This window comes from Pseudomonas sp. HS6 (genome assembly GCF_023375815.1).
GTDB lineage: Bacteria > Pseudomonadota > Gammaproteobacteria > Pseudomonadales > Pseudomonadaceae > Aquipseudomonas.
Map to the genome: position 1 here is coordinate 1,971,073 of NZ_CP067412.1, position 17,722 is coordinate 1,988,794.

Annotated in this window: 16 protein-coding genes; 12 read left to right on the forward strand and 4 right to left on the reverse strand. The window is 59.7% G+C overall.

Translation table 11 applies throughout. The features are described 5' to 3' along the window. Positions 1-136 precede the first annotated feature (136 nt). The 10 genes from nuoG (at position 137) to JJN09_RS09150 (ending at position 11,141) form a co-directional block, all read left to right on the forward strand. Positions 137-2,851, forward strand: a complete 2,715-nt coding sequence (gene nuoG, locus JJN09_RS09105) for an NADH-quinone oxidoreductase subunit NuoG (RefSeq protein WP_249486936.1) — start codon at positions 137-139, stop codon at positions 2,849-2,851. Next, positions 2,848-3,855 (forward strand): NADH-quinone oxidoreductase subunit NuoH, encoded by a 1,008-nt coding sequence (gene nuoH, locus JJN09_RS09110; RefSeq protein WP_249486938.1) that lies wholly within the window; start codon positions 2,848-2,850, stop codon positions 3,853-3,855. Before nuoG ends, nuoH begins: the two co-directional genes overlap by 4 nt. An 11-nt stretch (positions 3,856-3,866) precedes the next feature. Beyond that, complete coding sequence (gene nuoI, locus JJN09_RS09115) at positions 3,867-4,415, forward strand: NADH-quinone oxidoreductase subunit NuoI (RefSeq protein WP_007951461.1); 549 nt, start codon at positions 3,867-3,869, stop codon at positions 4,413-4,415. A gap of 9 nt (positions 4,416-4,424) precedes the next feature. Continuing rightward, positions 4,425-4,925: an NADH-quinone oxidoreductase subunit J gene (gene nuoJ / locus JJN09_RS09120; protein ID WP_249486939.1), complete on the forward strand. Its 501-nt coding sequence runs from the start codon at positions 4,425-4,427 to the stop codon at positions 4,923-4,925. 3 nt (positions 4,926-4,928) lie between these two features. Continuing rightward, complete coding sequence (gene nuoK / locus JJN09_RS09125) at positions 4,929-5,237, forward strand: NADH-quinone oxidoreductase subunit NuoK (RefSeq protein WP_003180046.1); 309 nt, start codon at positions 4,929-4,931, stop codon at positions 5,235-5,237. Beyond that, positions 5,234-7,087: an NADH-quinone oxidoreductase subunit L gene (gene nuoL, locus JJN09_RS09130; RefSeq protein WP_249486941.1), complete on the forward strand. Its 1,854-nt coding sequence runs from the start codon at positions 5,234-5,236 to the stop codon at positions 7,085-7,087. The genes nuoK and nuoL overlap by 4 nt, the downstream gene beginning before the upstream one ends. A 39-nt stretch (positions 7,088-7,126) precedes the next feature. Next, positions 7,127-8,659, forward strand: coding sequence for an NADH-quinone oxidoreductase subunit M (nuoM, locus tag JJN09_RS09135; RefSeq protein WP_249486943.1), 1,533 nt, complete (start codon positions 7,127-7,129; stop codon positions 8,657-8,659). A 7-nt stretch (positions 8,660-8,666) separates the two neighbouring features. Continuing rightward, on the forward strand, positions 8,667-10,130 hold the full coding sequence (gene nuoN, locus JJN09_RS09140) for an NADH-quinone oxidoreductase subunit NuoN (protein WP_249486945.1): 1,464 nt from the start codon (positions 8,667-8,669) through the stop codon (positions 10,128-10,130). A 205-nt stretch (positions 10,131-10,335) separates the two neighbouring features. Continuing rightward, positions 10,336-10,767 carry a type II toxin-antitoxin system Phd/YefM family antitoxin gene (locus tag JJN09_RS09145; protein ID WP_249486947.1) on the forward strand — a complete coding sequence of 144 codons (432 nt, stop codon included), beginning with the start codon at positions 10,336-10,338 and terminating at the stop codon, positions 10,765-10,767. Then, positions 10,764-11,141 (forward strand): type II toxin-antitoxin system VapC family toxin, encoded by a 378-nt coding sequence (locus JJN09_RS09150; RefSeq protein WP_249486949.1) that lies wholly within the window; start codon positions 10,764-10,766, stop codon positions 11,139-11,141. The genes JJN09_RS09145 and JJN09_RS09150 overlap by 4 nt, the downstream gene beginning before the upstream one ends. Before the next feature lie 79 nt (positions 11,142-11,220). On the opposite strand, the gene JJN09_RS09155 is transcribed toward JJN09_RS09150, so the two are convergent. Then, complete coding sequence (locus JJN09_RS09155; protein ID WP_249490781.1) at positions 11,221-11,685, reverse strand: GNAT family N-acetyltransferase; 465 nt, start codon at positions 11,683-11,685, stop codon at positions 11,221-11,223. A gap of 327 nt (positions 11,686-12,012) precedes the next feature. Between JJN09_RS09155 and JJN09_RS09160 the strand changes: the two genes are divergently transcribed. Further along, positions 12,013-12,183, forward strand: a complete 171-nt coding sequence (locus JJN09_RS09160; RefSeq protein ID WP_249486951.1) for a hypothetical protein — start codon at positions 12,013-12,015, stop codon at positions 12,181-12,183. Positions 12,184-12,338: 155 nt separating this feature from the next. Continuing rightward, complete coding sequence (locus tag JJN09_RS09165; RefSeq protein WP_249486953.1) at positions 12,339-13,664, forward strand: OprD family porin; 1,326 nt, start codon at positions 12,339-12,341, stop codon at positions 13,662-13,664. Between the two features lie 150 nt (positions 13,665-13,814). Here the strand turns inward: JJN09_RS09165 and JJN09_RS09170 are convergent, their stop codons facing one another. The 3 genes from JJN09_RS09170 to JJN09_RS09180 form a co-directional block, all read right to left on the reverse strand. Continuing rightward, complete coding sequence (locus JJN09_RS09170) at positions 13,815-14,147, reverse strand: DUF2790 domain-containing protein (protein WP_249486955.1); 333 nt, start codon at positions 14,145-14,147, stop codon at positions 13,815-13,817. Positions 14,148-14,226: 79 nt separating this feature from the next. After that, on the reverse strand, positions 14,227-14,427 hold the full coding sequence (locus tag JJN09_RS09175) for a co-regulatory protein PtrA N-terminal domain-containing protein (protein ID WP_249486957.1): 201 nt from the start codon (positions 14,425-14,427) through the stop codon (positions 14,227-14,229). A gap of 134 nt (positions 14,428-14,561) precedes the next feature. Continuing rightward, positions 14,562-17,714 carry a CusA/CzcA family heavy metal efflux RND transporter gene (locus JJN09_RS09180; protein ID WP_249486959.1) on the reverse strand — a complete coding sequence of 1,051 codons (3,153 nt, stop codon included), beginning with the start codon at positions 17,712-17,714 and terminating at the stop codon, positions 14,562-14,564. Positions 17,715-17,722 lie beyond the last annotated feature (8 nt).

The following is a 17,722-nucleotide window of genomic DNA, read 5'->3' on the forward strand; positions in this document are numbered from 1 at the left end:
ACGCTTAAAAAGGCGAAGGGTCCGTGCCCTTCGCCTTTCGTCCGATGACGCCTTTCGGGGCTGACTGGATTCGGACGGATAACAAGATTCCATTAGCCACGCCCGCTGACACCGGGCCAACGAAGACCTTTGAACCATGGCCACTATCCACGTAGACGGCAAAGCGCTCGAAGTCGACGGGGCAGACAACCTGTTACAGGCATGTCTGTCGCTGGGCCTCGACATCCCTTATTTCTGCTGGCACCCCGCGCTTGGTAGCGTCGGGGCTTGCCGCCAGTGCGCGGTCAAGCAGTACACCGACGAGAACGACACCCGTGGTCGCATCGTCATGTCCTGCATGACTCCGGCCACCGACAACACCTGGATCTCCATCGACGATGATGAATCCAAGGCGTTCCGCGCCAGTGTTGTCGAATGGCTGATGACCAACCACCCGCACGACTGCCCTGTGTGCGAGGAAGGCGGTCACTGCCACCTGCAAGACATGACCGTGATGACCGGCCACAACGAGCGCCGTTATCGCTTCACCAAGCGCACCCATCAGAACCAGCAACTGGGCCCGTTCATTTCCCACGAGATGAACCGCTGCATCGCCTGCTACCGCTGCGTGCGTTTCTACAAGGACTACGCCGGCGGCACCGACCTCGGTGTATTCGGCGCCCACGACAACGTGTACTTCGGTCGCGTTGAAGACGGCACCCTCGAAAGCGAGTTCTCCGGCAACCTCACCGAGGTCTGCCCGACCGGTGTGTTCACCGACAAGACTCACTCCGAGCGCTACAACCGTAAATGGGACATGCAGTTCTCGCCGAGCATCTGCCATGGCTGCTCCAGCGGTTGCAACATCTCGCCGGGCGAGCGTTACGGCGAACTGCGTCGCATCGAAAACCGTTACAACGGTTCGGTGAACCAGTACTTCCTGTGCGACCGTGGCCGTTTCGGTTATGGCTACGTCAACCGCACCGACCGTCCACGTCAGCCGCTGCTGGCCGACGGCACCAAGCTTGGCCTGGATGCTGCGCTGGACAAAGCCGCCGACCTGCTGCGCGGTCGCAACATCGTCGGTATCGGTTCGCCGCGTGCCAGCCTCGAAAGCAACTACGCGTTGCGTGAACTGGTCGGCGCCGAGCACTTCTACTCCGGTATCGAAGCCTCCGAGCTCGAACGCATCCGTCTGGTCCTGCAAGTGCTGAAAGACAGCCCGCTGCCAGTGCCGAACATGCGCGACATCGAAGACCACGACGCCGTGTTCGTCCTCGGTGAAGACCTGACCCAGACCGCCGCCCGCATGGCCCTGGCCCTGCGTCAGTCGGTAAAAGGCAAGGCCGAAGACATGGCTGAAGCCATGCGCGTTCAGCCTTGGCTCGACGCCGCCGTGAAGAACATCGGTCAGCACGAGCTGAACCCGCTGTTCATCGCCAGCCTGGCTGAAACCAAGCTCGACGACATCGCCGAAGAGTGCGTACACGCAGCTCCGGACGATCTGGCCCGCATCGGTTTCGCCGTGGCTCACGCCCTGGACGCCAGCGCACCGGCCGTCGAAGGTCTGGACGCCGAAGCCCTGGCACTGGCCAAGCGCATCGCCGACGCCCTGCTCAAAGCCAAGCGTCCGCTGATCATCGCCGGTACTTCGCTGGGTTCCAAAGCCCTGATCGAAGCCGCTGCGAACATCGCCAAAGCCCTGAAGCTGCGCGAGAAGAACGGTTCGATCAGCCTGATCGTGCCGGAAGCCAACAGCCTCGGCCTGGCCATGCTTGGTGGCGAATCGGTTGATGCCGCACTGCAAGCGGTCATTGACGGCAAGGCCGACGCCATCGTCGTGCTGGAAAACGATCTGTACACCCGCACCGCCAAAGCCAAGGTCGATGCTGCACTGAACGCTGCGAAAGTAGTGATCGTTGCCGACCATCAGAAGACCGCTACCAGTGACCGCGCGCATCTGGTTCTGCCAGCCGCCAGCTTCGCTGAAGGCGACGGTACGCTGGTCAGCCAGGAAGGCCGCGCCCAGCGCTTCTTCCAGGTTTTCGACCCGCAATACATGGACTCGAGCATTCTGGTCCACGAAGGCTGGCGCTGGCTGCACGCCCTGCGCGCCACCCTGCTGAACCAGCCGATCGACTGGACGCAACTCGACCACGTCACCGCTGCCGTTGCTTCGAGCACCGGGCAACTGGCGCGTATCGTCGACGCTGCACCGTCCGCCTCGTTCCGCATCAAGGGTCTGAAACTGGCCCGTGAGCCGCTGCGTTACTCCGGTCGCACCGCGATGCGCGCCGACATCAGCGTTCACGAACCACGCACCCCGCAAGACAAGGACACCGCGTTCGCCTTCTCGATGGAAGGTTACTCGGGCTCCGTCGAACCACGTCAGCAGGTTCCTTTCGCCTGGTCGCCGGGCTGGAACTCGCCGCAAGCCTGGAACAAGTTCCAGGACGAAGTCGGTGGTCACCTGCGCGCTGGCGATCCGGGCACCCGCCTGATCGAAAGCACCGGTGACTCGCTGAACTGGTTCGCCAGTGTTCCGCGCGCGTTCAACCCGGCCCAGGGCACCTGGCAAGCCGTGCCGTTCTACCACCTGTTCGGCAGCGACGAGAACTCGTCGAAAGCCGCTCCGGTTCAGGAACGCATTCCGGCCGCCTACGTTGGCCTGGCGAAATCCGAAGCGGATCGCCTGGGCGTCAACGACGGTGCTCTGCTGAGCCTCAATGTTGCCGGCCAGACCCTGCGTCTGCCGCTGCGCATCAATGAAGAGCTGGGCGCTGGCCTGGTTGCACTGCCGGCCGGTCTGGCAGGCATTCCGCCGGCGATTTTCGGCCAAACCGTTGATGGTCTGCAGGAGGCAGCGCAATGACCTGGTTCACCCCTGAAGTGATCGATGTGATCCTCTCGGTCGTCAAGGCTGTGGTCATCCTGCTGGCCGTGGTGGTCGCGGGTGCGCTGCTCAGCTTTGTCGAACGTCGCCTGCTGGGCTGGTGGCAGGACCGCTACGGTCCGAACCGCGTTGGCCCGTTCGGCATGTTCCAGATCGCTGCCGACATGCTGAAGATGTTCTTCAAGGAAGACTGGACCCCGCCGTTTGCCGACAAGGTGATCTTCACCCTGGCACCGGTGGTGGCCATGTCCGCCCTGCTGATCGCGTTCGCGATCATTCCGATCACCCCGACCTGGGGCGTGGCGGATCTGAACATCGGCCTGCTGTTCTTCTTCGCCATGGCTGGTCTCTCGGTCTACGCAGTGCTGTTCGCCGGCTGGTCGAGTAACAACAAGTTCGCCCTCCTCGGCAGCTTGCGTGCCTCGGCGCAGACCGTGTCCTACGAAGTGTTCATGGGCCTGGCCCTGATGGGCATCGTGGTGCAGGTTGGCTCGTTCAACATGCGCGACATCGTCGAGTACCAGGCGCAGAACCTGTGGTTCATCATTCCGCAGTTCTTCGGCTTCTGTACCTTCTTCATCGCTGGCGTGGCCGTGACTCACCGTCACCCGTTCGACCAGCCGGAAGCGGAACAGGAACTGGCCGACGGTTACCACATTGAATACGCCGGTATGAAATGGGGCATGTTCTTCGTCGGTGAATACATCGGCATCATCCTGATCTCGGCGCTGTTGGTCACCCTGTTCTTCGGTGGCTGGCACGGTCCGTTCGGCATCCTGCCGCAACTGTCCTTCGTCTGGTTCGCACTGAAGACCGCGTTCTTCATCATGCTGTTCATCCTGCTGCGCGCTTCCATTCCGCGTCCGCGTTATGACCAGGTGATGGATTTCAGCTGGAAATTCTGCCTGCCACTGACCCTGATCAATTTGCTGGTGACCGCTGCAATCGTGTTGTGGAACACGCCTGCAGTTGCGGTTCAGTGAGGATTTGACCCATGTTCAAATATATTGGCGACATCGTTAAGGGTACCGGTACCCAGTTGCGCAGCCTGGTCATGGTCTTCGGCCATGGCTTTCGCAAGCGTGACACCCTGCAATACCCGGAAGAGCCGGTCTACCTGCCGCCACGCTACCGTGGCCGTATCGTCCTGACCCGCGACCCCGATGGCGAAGAACGCTGCGTAGCCTGCAACCTGTGCGCCGTGGCGTGCCCGGTCGGTTGCATCTCGCTGCAGAAAGCTGAAACCGAAGACGGTCGCTGGTACCCGGACTTCTTCCGTATCAACTTCTCGCGCTGCATTTTCTGCGGTCTCTGCGAGGAAGCCTGCCCGACCACCGCGATCCAGCTGACGCCGGATTTCGAGATGGCCGAGTTCAAACGTCAGGACCTGGTGTACGAGAAAGAAGATCTTTTGATCTCCGGCCCCGGCAAAAACCCTGATTACAACTTCTATCGTGTTGCAGGTATGGCCGTTGCCGGTAAGCCGAAAGGCGCCGCACAAAACGAAGCCGAGCCGATCAACGTGAAGAGCTTGCTGCCTTAAGGAAGAACGATGGAATTCGCTTTCTATTTCGCATCGGGTATCGCTGTTGTGTCCACACTGCGTGTGGTCACCAACACCAATCCTGTGCATGCCCTGCTCTACCTGATCATTTCGCTGATCGCCGTGGCCATGACCTTCTTCGCACTCGGCGCTCCGTTCGCCGGCGTGCTGGAAGTGATCGCCTATGCTGGCGCCATCATGGTGCTGTTCGTGTTCGTAGTGATGATGCTGAACCTGGGCCCGGCCTCGGTTCAGCAGGAACGCGTCTGGCTCAAGCCCGGTATCTGGGCGGGGCCGGTGATTCTCGGCGCCCTGCTGCTGGCCGAACTGCTGTATGTGCTGTTCGCTCACCAGAGCGGTCAGGCCATCGGCCACACCACCGTAGATGCAAAAGCCGTGGGCATCAGCCTGTTCGGTCCGTATCTGCTGGTGGTCGAACTCGCCTCGATGCTGCTGCTCGCTGCAGCCGTCACGGCGTTCCATTTGGGCCGTAACGAGGCGAAGGAGTAAGACATGCCTGCTATCCCTCTCGAACATGGATTGGCCGTTGCCGGCATCCTGTTCTGCCTTGGTCTGGTCGGCCTGATGGTCCGCCGCAACATTTTGTTCGTGTTGATGAGTCTGGAAGTGATGATGAACGCCTCTGCACTGGCCTTCATCGTTGCGGGCGCCCGCTGGGCGCAACCGGATGGACAGATCATGTTCATCCTGGTGATCAGCCTTGCAGCCGCCGAAGCCAGTATTGGCCTGGCGATCCTGCTGCAACTGTATCGCCGCTTCCACACGCTCGATATCGACGCTGCCAGTGAGATGCGCGGATGAACCTGATCTTTCTGACTTTCGTATTCCCTCTGATCGGTTTCCTGCTGCTGTCGTTCTCCCGTGGACGCTGGTCGGAAAACCTCTCGGCGCTGATCGGCGTGGGTTCCATTGGCTTGTCGGCGATTGTCGCTGCCTACGTCATCTGGCAATTCAACGTCGCGCCTCCCGAAGGCGGTCACTACACCCTGGTGCTTTGGCAGTGGATGGCGGTGGAAGGCTTCAAGCCGAACTTCGCCCTCTACGTCGACGGCCTGTCGATCACCATGCTCGGCGTGGTGGTGGGCGTGGGCTTCCTGATCCACCTGTTCGCGTCCTGGTACATGCGCGGCGAAGCGGGTTACTCGCGCTTCTTCTCGTACACCAACCTGTTTATCGCCAGCATGCTGTTCCTGGTGCTCGGCGATAACCTGTTGTTCCTGTACTTCGGCTGGGAAGGCGTGGGCCTGTGCTCGTACCTGTTGATCGGTTTCTACTACAGCAACCGCAACAACGGTAACGCCGCACTTAAGGCTTTCATCGTGACCCGGATCGGCGACGTGTTCATGGCCATCGGCCTGTTCATCCTGTTCCAGCAAGTGGGCACGTTGAACATCCAGGAACTGCTGGTGCTGGCACCGCAGAAATTCCAGGTCGGCGACTTCTGGATCACCCTGGCCACCCTGATGCTGCTGGGTGGCGCGGTCGGTAAATCGGCACAACTGCCGCTGCAAACCTGGCTGGCGGACGCAATGGCCGGCCCTACCCCGGTTTCGGCACTGATCCACGCCGCAACCATGGTAACCGCCGGTGTCTACCTGATTGCCCGTACCCACGGCCTGTTCACCCTGGCGCCGGAAATCCTGCACCTGGTCGGCATCGTCGGTGGTGTGACCCTGGTACTGGCCGGTTTCGCCGCGCTGGTGCAAACCGACATCAAACGTATCCTCGCCTACTCGACCATGAGCCAGATCGGCTACATGTTCCTGGCGCTGGGCGTTGGCGCCTGGGATGGCGCGATTTTCCACCTGATGACCCACGCCTTCTTCAAGGCCCTGCTGTTCCTTGCTTCCGGTGCGGTGATCGTTGCCTGCCACCACGAGCAGAACATCTTCAAGATGGGCGGTCTGTGGAAAAAGCTGCCACTGGCCTACGCCAGCTTCATCGTCGGTGGTGCCGCCCTTGCTGCTCTGCCACTGGTGACCGCAGGCTTCTACTCCAAGGACGAAATCCTCTGGGAAGCGTTCGCCAGCGGCAACCACGGTCTGCTGTACGCAGGTCTGGTCGGTGCGTTCATGACTTCGCTTTACACCTTCCGCCTGATCTTCATCACGTTCCACGGTGAAGCCAAGACCGAAGCTCACGCCGGTCACGGCATCGCTCACTGGCTGCCACTGTCGGTGCTGATCGTGCTGTCGACCTTCGTCGGCGCCATGATCGTTCCACCGCTGCACGGCGTACTGCCGGAAAGCGTTGGCCACGCCGGTGGCGAAGCCAAGCACAGTCTGGAAATCGCGTCGGGCGCCATCGCTCTGGCCGGTATCCTGCTGGCGGCCCTGCTGTTCCTCGGCAAGCGTCGCTTCGTGACTGCGATCGCCAACAGCGGCATCGGCCGTTTCCTTTCGGCCTGGTGGTTCGCTGCCTGGGGCTTCGACTGGATCTACGACAAACTGTTCGTGAAGCCGTACCTTGCGATCAGCCACATGCTGCGCAAAGACCCGCTCGACCAGACCATCGGTCTGATCCCGCGTATGGCCAAGGGTGGTCACACCGCCCTGAGCCGTACCGAAACCGGTCAACTGCGTTGGTACGCTGCTTCGATGGCTGCTGGTGCCGTGTTGGTAATCGGCGCTGTCGTGCTGGTAGCGGTCTGATATGAACCTTGCGAATTTGCGAAAGGAAACGAGCCCGTCATGATTCTGCCTTGGCTAATCCTGATCCCCTTCATCGGCGGCCTGCTGTGCTGGATGGGTGAGCGCTTCGGCGCTACCCTCCCCCGCTGGATTGCGCTGTTGACCATGACCCTGGAACTCGCCCTCGGCCTCTGGCTGTGGGCCCACGGTGACTATTCATTTGCTCCGGCGCCTGGCGCCGATCCGACCTGGGCGCTTGAGTTCAAGCACGTCTGGATCCAGCGCTTCGGCATCAACGTGCACCTGGCCCTCGACGGCCTGTCGCTGTTGATGATCCTGCTGACCGGTCTGCTGGGTATCCTGTCGGTACTCTGCTCGTGGAAAGAGATTCAGCGTCACGTTGGCTTCTTCCACCTGAACCTGATGTGGATCCTGGGCGGCGTTGTCGGCGTGTTCCTCGCCCTCGACCTGTTCATGTTCTTCTTCTTCTGGGAAATGATGCTGGTGCCGATGTACTTCCTCATCGCGCTCTGGGGTCACAGTTCTTCGGACGGCAAGAAAACCCGGATCTACGCCGCGACCAAGTTCTTCATCTTCACTCAGGCTTCCGGCCTGATCATGCTGGTGGCGATCCTGGGTCTGGTACTGGTCAACTACAACAGCACCGGCGTGATCACCTTCAACTACGCCGATCTGTTGAAGACCAAGATGTCGATGACCACCGAGTACATCCTGATGCTCGGCTTCTTCATCGCCTTCGCGGTCAAGCTGCCCGTGGTTCCGTTCCACTCCTGGCTGCCTGACGCTCACGCCCAGGCACCGACCGCAGGTTCCGTCGACCTCGCCGGTATCTTGCTGAAAACCGCGGCCTACGGTCTGCTGCGTTTCGCCCTGCCGCTGTTCCCGAACGCCTCGGCCGAGTTCGCGCCGTTCGCCATGGCCCTGGGCCTGGTCGGGATCTTCTACGGTGCGTTCCTGGCGTTCGCCCAAACCGACATCAAGCGTCTGATCGCCTTCTCGTCCGTTTCCCACATGGGCTTCGTACTGATCGGCATCTACTCCGGCAGCCAACTGGCGCTGCAAGGTGCAGTGATCCAGATGCTGGCGCACGGTCTGTCGGCCGCGGCACTGTTTATCCTCAGCGGTCAGCTGTACGAGCGTCTGCACACTCGTGACATGCGTGAGATGGGCGGTCTGTGGTCGCGTATCGCTTACCTGCCGGCGATCAGCCTGTTCTTCGCAGCCGCCTCCCTGGGTCTGCCGGGCACCGGTAACTTCGTCGGCGAGTTCCTGATCCTGATCGGCACTTTCGCCAGTGCTCCATGGATCACCGCGATTGCCACGTCCGGTCTGGTGTTCGGTTCGGTCTACTCGCTGATCATGATCCACCGCGCTTACTTCGGTCCGGCCAAATCGGACTCGATCCTGCACGGCATGGACGGTCGCGAACTGATCATGGTGCTGGGCCTTGCGGCATTGCTGATTTACCTCGGCGTCTACCCGCAACCGTTCCTCGACACTTCTGCCGCCACGATGCATGGCGTGCAGCAGTGGCTCGGCACCGCCTTCACTCAACTCGCTTCGGCCCGGTAAGAGCGCTATGGAATTCACGATTCAACACTTTATTGCGCTTGCGCCACTGTTGATCACCAGCCTCACCATTATCGTGGTGATGCTGGCAATCGCCTGGCGCCGCAACCACTCACAGACCTTCCTGATTTCGGTGGCAGGTCTGAACCTGGCGTTGCTGTCGATCCTGCCAGCCCTGAAAGTCGCGCCTCTGGCCGTGACCCCATTGCTGCAGATCGACACCTTTGCCTGCCTGTACATGGCGCTGATCCTGGTCGCCACCCTCGCTTGTGTCACCCTCGCCCATGCCTACCTCGGCGACGGCGGTTCGGGTTACCCGGGCAACCGTGAAGAACTGTACCTGCTGATCCTGATGGCCGCCGCCGGTGGCCTGGTTCTGGTCAGCGCGCAGCACCTGGCCGGCTTGTTCATCGGTCTGGAACTGCTGTCGGTGCCGGTCTACGGTCTGGTGGCCTACGCCTTCTTCAACAAGCGTTCGCTGGAAGCCGGCATCAAGTACATGGTGCTGTCGGCCGCCGGTTCCGCGTTCCTGCTGTTTGGTATGGCGCTGCTGTACGCAGACTCGGGTTCCCTGAGCTTCGTTGGTATCGGTCAGGCACTGGCCGCAACCGGCCTGCCGAGCTCGCTGGCGCAACTGGGCCTGGGCATGATGCTGATCGGTCTGGCGTTCAAACTGTCGCTGGTACCGTTCCACCTGTGGACGCCGGACGTGTACGAAGGTGCTCCGGCACCGGTGGCCGCGTTCCTCGCCACCGCTTCGAAAGTGGCTGTGTTCGCGGTCATGGTGCGTCTGTTCCAGATCTCCCCTGCCGCAAGCAGTGGCGTTCTGAGCAACGTGCTGACCATCATCGCCATCGCCTCGATCCTGTTCGGTAACCTGCTGGCCCTGACCCAGAGCAACCTCAAGCGTCTGCTCGGTTACTCGTCCATCGCGCACTTCGGTTACCTGCTGATCGCGCTGGTGGCGAGCAAGGGTCTGGCGGTGGAAGCCATCGGCGTGTACCTGGTCACCTACGTGATCACCAGCCTCGGCGCGTTCGGCGTAATCACCCTGATGTCCTCGCCGTACAACGGTCGCGACGCAGACGCGCTGTACGAGTACCGCGGCCTGTTCTGGCGCCGTCCGTACCTGACCGCCGTACTGACCGTGATGATGCTGTCCCTGGCCGGTATCCCGCTGACCGCAGGCTTCATCGGCAAGTTCTACATCATCGCCACCGGTGTCGAGTCGCACCAATGGTGGCTGGTCGGCTCCCTGGTTCTGGGCAGCGCCATCGGCGTGTTCTACTACCTGCGCGTGATGGTCACCCTGTACCTGATCGAACCGAACCTGCGTCGCCACGATGCCCAGTTGCATTGGGAACAGAAAGCAGGCGGCGTGATGCTGCTGGCGATCGCCCTGGTGGCGTTCTTCCTCGGCGTCTACCCACAACCGTTGCTGACCCTGGTTCAGCAGGCGGGTCTGGCGGGCTGATTGCTCAGCGATAGCTGGCTACAAACAGAAACGGCACCTTCGGGTGCCGTTTTTGTTTTTGTGGGATTTGTTACCGCTGCTTTGTTCTCTTGCTGAATTTCCCGAAAACTCGCGCAATACTGTCAGGTCCGTCCTACAGCCAGAATTGAGGGTGTGCCTCTATCCTGAGTGCCTGCGGAAAACATCAATCGAGGCAAAACAGATAATGAAACGCGAGACCTTTTACGAGTTGGTCGATGGTTATGGCGCTTTTGCGGGTGGATGCCAGAACGAAGTCCCGCCTGAGCGCTACAACGAAAAACCTCCCCTTGCGTCATTCATCTGCACTGAGGCTTCGTTCAACTTTGCAGCCCCACGGAGTTCTGGCTATATTTGTCCAGAATACGAGGGACGAACCATGATCATTGTTCCGCTGGCCGAAGCCAAAAACAATTTATCCAAACTGGTCGATGACGCAGCCGCCGGGCAAGTCATCACTATTGCCAAGCATGGCCGGCCACTTGCCCGTCTGGTTCCAGTGGAACGGCCACGCGGACAGCGAATTGGCGCGATGAAGGGCAAACTTGTCGTGACCGACGACTTCGATGCCGCCCTGCCGGGCGATCTGCTGGATGCCTTTGAAGGCCAGAAAGCATGAGGGTGTTACTCGATACCCATGTGTTGCTCTGGGTACTCGCCGATGATCAGAAGCTATCCGGTAAAGCCAGACAACTCATCAATAATGCAGCTGAAATCTACGTCAGCGCCGCGACGTTCTGGGAAATGGCGATCAAGGTCGGCCTGGGAAAACTGAGCGTTGATCTGGATGAGATTCGGCGATATTGCGTCGAAAGCGGGTTCATTGAGTTGCCTGTTTCATCAGAACACGCGATTGCGGTGAAGGATCTGGAATCTCACCACCGTGACCCGTTCGACCGCCTTATTGTGGCAACCGCCATGACGGAACCCATGAAGCTTCTCACTGCAGATCCCATCGTTGCCAAATACACTTCATTGGCCATTTTGATCTAGCCCTCGCGACAGTCGCGTTGAAGTTTTGCTAGCGCAATAAAAAACGGCACCTTCGGGTGCCGTTTTTGCGTTTGTGCCATCACAGTTTCTTCACCATTGGCACGCAGGCCAGTTGCAGACCTGAAGGCGATTGATAAACCGCACTCCCCTCCCCGACGTAACCGCAGCGCCGATAAAAAACAGCGGCATTCAAAGTCGCATCCAGACAAACCTCTGCCAGTCCCAGACTCCGCGCCAGCGCTTCAAGAAAGTGCAGTACTCGCTTGCCCAGCCCGCGCTGCGTGAAATCCGGATGAATGAATATTGCGCCGATTTCGCGGTGCTCCAGATCGAGCATGCCGGTTGCCACGGGCTCACCCTCAACGTAACCCAGATAGAAATGCTTTTGCATGAGCGTGTAATAACCGTCTGCCGCTGAGCCTTTTGTCCAGTCGAGCATTTGCTGCTCGCTGTAAGCACCAATGCATTGATACCGGATCGCCAGTCGCCGAATCTCGAACGCTATCCCGGCATCGTCCGGGGTGGCTCTTTTCATTTCGAACATTTCTCTCTCCTTGAGCCATGTGCGGACGGGCAATGAAAAAGCCCCGTCCATTTCTGGCGGGGCTTTGGGTAACACGTCATTTACCAGACATGCATGACCTTATGGCCCGCCGGAAGCGGTCATAGAGGAGCACATCATGGTCATTCGATGTTGGGCAGTCATGGCTGGATAGTGCTGCGGATTGAACCGTCACGTCAATTGCGAAGCTTCTTCTCTTCTTTATCGAAAGCTCTCGCCAGCATATCCGTTTCGTCCTACAGCCAGCCGAGGGGCAATACCACTATGTTGCTTGCCTGCTCAAGGGTTCAATCGAGACGAGGACGAATAATGAAACGCGAAATTTTTTCGGAACTGATGGATGGCCTCAGAGACTTGGCAGCCGCACGCGAAGGCAAAATCACTCTGAAAACCCACACGCTGAATTTGCCAAAGCAGATACCGATCACAAGTGGGGAAACAGAAATCTGCCCCAAGCTGAAAAATCGAACTCCAACCTAACCCACCTGACAAAATTGTAATCCCCCAATCACCTCCGCGTTATCCGCAGCCTGCAACGATGTCACCCGGCGATCCTCCCGGCGGGCCCTTGCCCGTTCGAACAATAAAACCCACGCCGAAGCTCGTTCTCGTTCTGCCGAACTCAGGAGTGATTGATGGTTAACAACACAAAAATATCGATGGCCGCTTTAGCAGTGGTCGTCGGCTCCGGGCCGTCCATGGTGTTTGCAGAAGAAAAACCCGAAGGGTTTATCGAAGGCAGCAGCCTGACAGTCCTCAACCGTAACTTCTATTTCAATCGTGATCACCGCAACGGCCAGTCCAGCCCGACGGGCAACGGTTATTCCGAAGCCTGGGCCCATGCGGTCATCAGCAAGTTCGAATCCGGCTTCACCCAAGGCACCGTTGGGGTCGGGGTCGATGCGTTTGCCATGATCGGTCTGAAACTCGACACCGGTGACGGGCGCAATGGTGGTCGCAGTTCGTTCGATGTGTTGCCGGTCGACAGCGAAGGCAAAGCACGGGACGAATACACCAAGGTCGGAGGCGCCGCCAAAGTACGGGCCTTCGATACGGTGGTGAAAATCGGCGATGTATTCCCGGCCAACCCAGTAGTTGCAGCAGGTGATTCGCGACTGCTGCCGGAAAGCTTTCGCGGTGTGACGGCGACCAATACCAGCATCGAAGGTCTGTCGATTCAGGGCGGCCGGCTGCATGCGATGAGCCAACCGGTATCCAGCGACATGCGCGAGAACTTCGCGACCTTCTATGCCGGCCCGGTGAACTCGCCGTGGATCGCCTATGGCGGCGGCGATTATGCGCTGAACAAAAACCTCAGTTTCAGCCTGTATTCCAGTCGCCTGAAAGATGCCTGGAACCAGTACTACGCCGGCACCGCCTGGACCTATCCCTTGTCCGATGACCTGTCGCTGTTCGGTGGCCTGAACTATTACAAGGCCGTCGACGAAGGCAAACAACTGCTCGGCCAGTTCGACAACAACATCTGGAGCGGCCGCGTCGGGGTGAAACTCGGCGCGCATTCCGTCGCCCTTTCCCACCAGCGCAACAACGGCAACGACGACTTCGATTACCTGCGCCAGTCCGACTCGATCTTCCTCGACAACTCCATTCAGTACAGCGACTTCAACTCGCCGAAAGAGCGTTCATGGATGGTCCGCTACGACCTCGACATGACCACTTACGGCGTGCCGGGCCTGTCGTTCATGACCCGTTATGCGCGCGGCACCGACGCCGACTACTCCAACGCCAACGCCGTGTACATGCGCCGCGATGCCGACGGCAATCCGCTGACCGATCAGAAGCGCTGGGAGCGTGATATTGAAGTCAAATACGTGGTGCAAAGCGGCTCGATGAAAGACCTGTCGCTGCGTCTGCGCCAGGCCACCACCCGTGCCACGGCATTCGAGTCCGATCTGGATGAAGTACGGGTGATTGTCGAATACCCGCTGGCGATTCTCTGAGTTTCACGAGCAATACACATTCACCTTTAGAAGCTCCTTGCTCCTTTGGTAAGAGGTGAATCCTTTGGCGTCCTTCGGGGCGCCTTTTTTATGCGTGAAAAAAAGCCCGACTCACTGAACATGAACCGGGCGCTTCAGTGGGAATGAACGTTAGCCACCCTGCTGACGACAGTTGCCCATTACGCTGTAGGTGACGGTATTGAGTTGCCCTTTGGAGTCCTCATAAGTCATCGCGGCCGGCACCACCGCGCATTCATTCTTCGGCCGGACAACGCTGACCACTTTCTTCACATCCAGCTTCATTCCGTACTCGTATTCCTTGACCACCGGCGCCGCTTTACCCTGGGCGGCCGCGTACTGTTCCATGGCTTGGGCATTGGCGCTGAGCGCCCGGTCGAACGTTCTGTCACCACCGCCTTCGGCCAACGCATTCAAAGACATTGCCATGACACCGGTGAACGCCAACAGCTTTAGAAATTTCATATTCATTTCCCTCAAAACACGACTCATAAAAAAGCCCACCATCGATGCGCGATGACGGGCTCATTCACTGGCAGCACGCTTACAAGTCTTGGGTCTTTTCATCCTTTTTGTCATTCACGACGACAGGATCACGGGCCTTCTCCTTGGCCACAAACAGCTCCACGGAGCGGTCGTTGGCGGTCATCATCCGGTCGAAAGTGCGGTCACCGCCACCTTCGGCCAACACCAGCGAAGACATCATCAGAGCCACGGCAAACGCACCAATCTGTGCAACTTTCATCTTTGATTCCTCATTTAAGTAACTGACGGGATCAAGGTAACAATCCGAACCTTTCGTGACGGTGGCGCCGAAATTACATATCCGTTATGTAGAAAGGCCCGCAAATGCGGGCCTGTTGTCAAACAAGGAAGTGACTAAGCAGTAGGGAGCGATTCCTCATCCCTTCGATGCGCGAGCTGGTACAGCGCCGGCAGTATCAGCAGCGTGAGGATGGTCGAGGACAGAATCCCTCCAATCACTACCGTCGCCAGCGGTCGCTGCACCTCTGCCCCGGTGCCGGTCGCCAGGGCCATCGGAATGAAGCCCAGGGACGCCACCAGCGCCGTCATCAGCACCGGGCGCAATCGCGTCAGCGCGCCTTCGTGAATCGCTTCGGAAAGCGAGCGCCCCTCCTCCCGCAAGTTGCGGATAAAGGCGATCATCACCAGCCCGTTGAGCACCGCCACGCCGGACAACGCGATAAAACCGACACCCGCCGAGATCGATAACGGGATGTCCCGCAGCCACAACGCCATGACCCCGCCGGTCAGCGCAAACGGAATCCCTGTAAACACCAGCAAGCCGTCCTTGAGGTTGTTGAACATCATGAACAGCAACCCGAACACCAGCAGCAACGCCACTGGCACCACGACCTGCAAGCGTTTGGCCGCCGATTGCAGTTGCTCGAACTGGCCGCCCCAGGTGCTCCAGTATCCCGCCGGCACCTGCACGTCGCGCTCGATCACCTCGCCCGCCTCGGCGACAAAAGAGCCGATATCCCGCCCACGCACGTTGGCGCTGACGATCACCAGGCGTTTGCCGTTCTCGCGACTGACCTGATTCGGCCCCAACACCAGATCGAGGCTGGCAACATCCTTCAGCGCAATGAAGCCGATCTGACTGGCCGCCTCACCGCCAGCCGCCGGCACCGGAATCAGCAACGCCGACAAACCGTCGACGTCCTTGCGCATGGCGTCGGACAAACGCACCACCATGTCGAATCGACGGTCGCCTTCATACAACGTCCCGGCCTTCTGCCCGCCGACGGCTACCGCAATGGTGTCCTGCACATCGCCCACGTTAAGCCCGTAACGCGCTGCCTTGTCGCGGTCGATGTTGATGGTCAGCACCGGCAGACCGGTGGTTTGCTCGACCTTGACCTCGGACGCGCCGTTGACCTTCTGCATGGCAGCGGCAATCTTCGCCGCCGTGGCGTTAAGCACGTCCATGTCATCGCCAAACACCTTGACCGCCACGTCGCTGCGCACACCAGAGATCAGCTCGTTGAAGCGCAACTGGATCGGCTGCGACAGTTCATAGTTGCTGCCCGGCAGCGTCGCGGCGGCTTGTTGCAGTTCAGCCATCAGGGTTTCGCGAGACTTGCCCGGATCCGGCCATTGGTCTTTCGGTTTGAGCATCACGTAACTGTCGGAAATGTTCGGCGGCATCGGGTCGGAGGCGATTTCGGCAGTGCCGGTGCGGGCGAACACGCGTTCAACCTCTGGCACTTTATTGAGGATCAACGTTTCCAACCGCTGCTGCATGTCCACCGATTGCGTCAGACTTGTGCCCGGCACGCGCAACGCCTGCAAGGCAAAATCGCCTTCACTGAGGCTCGGCACAAACTCGCTGCCCATGCGACTGGTGACCACCCCACTGAGCACGATCACCCCCAACGCCGCGCCGACCGCCACAGTGCGATGGGACATGACCCAGGCCAGCGCCGGTGCATAAACGCGACGTGCACCGCGCATCACCACGCCCTCTTCTTCCTTGACCTTGCCGGTCACGAACAGCGCAATCGCGGCCGGCACAAAAGTGACGGACAAAAGCATTGCGCCGAGCAACGCGATGACCACTGTGAACGCCATCGGGTGGAACATTTTCCCTTCGACGCCGCTCAGGGCGAAGATCGGCAGGTACACGACCATGATGATCAACTGGCCGAAAATCAGCGGTCGCCGCGCCTCTTTCGCCGCTGCAAACACTTCATGGAAACGCTCGGATCGCGTCAGCAGACGCCCGTGATGCTGCTGCGCATGGGCCAGCCGTCGCAGGGTGTTTTCGACGATCACCACCGCGCCGTCGACGATGATGCCGAAGTCCAGCGCGCCGAGGCTCATCAGGTTGGCACTGACCTTGTTGCTGAACATGCCGGTGAAGGTGAACAGCATCGACAGCGGAATCACCATCGCCGTGATCAGCGCAGCGCGGATGTTGCCGAGGAACAGAAACAGGATCGCGATCACCAGAATCGCGCCTTCGACGAGGTTCTTCTTCACCGTGGCGATGGCCTTGTCGACCAGATGCGTGCGGTCGTACACCGGCACCGCGAGCACGCCGTCGGGCAAGGATTTGTTGATCTGATCGAGCTTGGCGGCGACTGCCTGAGAGACCGTGCGGCTGTTTTCGCCGATCAACATGAACACGGTGCCGAGCACCACTTCGCGGCCATTTTCCGTGGCGGCGCCGCTGCGTAGCTCGCGGCCAATGTCCACGGTGGCGACGTTCTTGATCCGGATCGGCGTGCCGTCGACGTTGGCCATGACGATGTTGGCGATGTCCTCGGTGCTCGCTACCTGGCCCGGTGCGCGTATAAGCAATTGCTCGCCACTGCGTTCGATGTAGCCGGCGCCGACGTTGGCGTTGTTGCGCTCCAGCGCCGTCACCAGATCGGTGAGGGTCAGTTTGTAGGCCGCGAGTTTTTTCGGATCGGGGGCAATCTGGTACTCCTTGGCAAAGCCGCCGATGGTATTGATCTCGGCGACGCCGGGGACGTTGCGCAATTGCGGCTTGATGATCCAGTCCTGAATCACCCGCAGATCGGTCGGCGTGTAGGGCGTGCCGTCTTCTTTCAGCGCGCCGTCTTTCGTTTCGACCGTCCACAGAAAAATCTCGCCAAGCCCGGTGGAAATCGGTCCCATCACCGCCTCCACGCCCTCGGGCAATTGCTCCTTGGCGGACTGTAGGCGCTCGTTGACCAATTGCCGGGCAAAGAACAGATCGGTGCCGTCCTTGAAGATCACCGTGACCTGGGACAACCCCGAACGCGACAGCGAGCGGGTCTGCTCCAACGCCGGCAGGCCGGCCATCGCGGTTTCAATCGGGAAGGTGATGCGTTGCTCGGTTTCCAGCGGAGAGAACCCGGCCGCGCCGGTGTTGATCTGCACCTGGACGTTGGTGATATCGGGCACAGCGTCGATCGGCAGTTTCTGATAACTGGCGATACCGAGGCCGGCCATGAGCAGAACGGCGAGCAGCACGATGATGCGCTGCTCGATGGCAAACTGGATCAGGCGTTCGAACATGGGAGTCT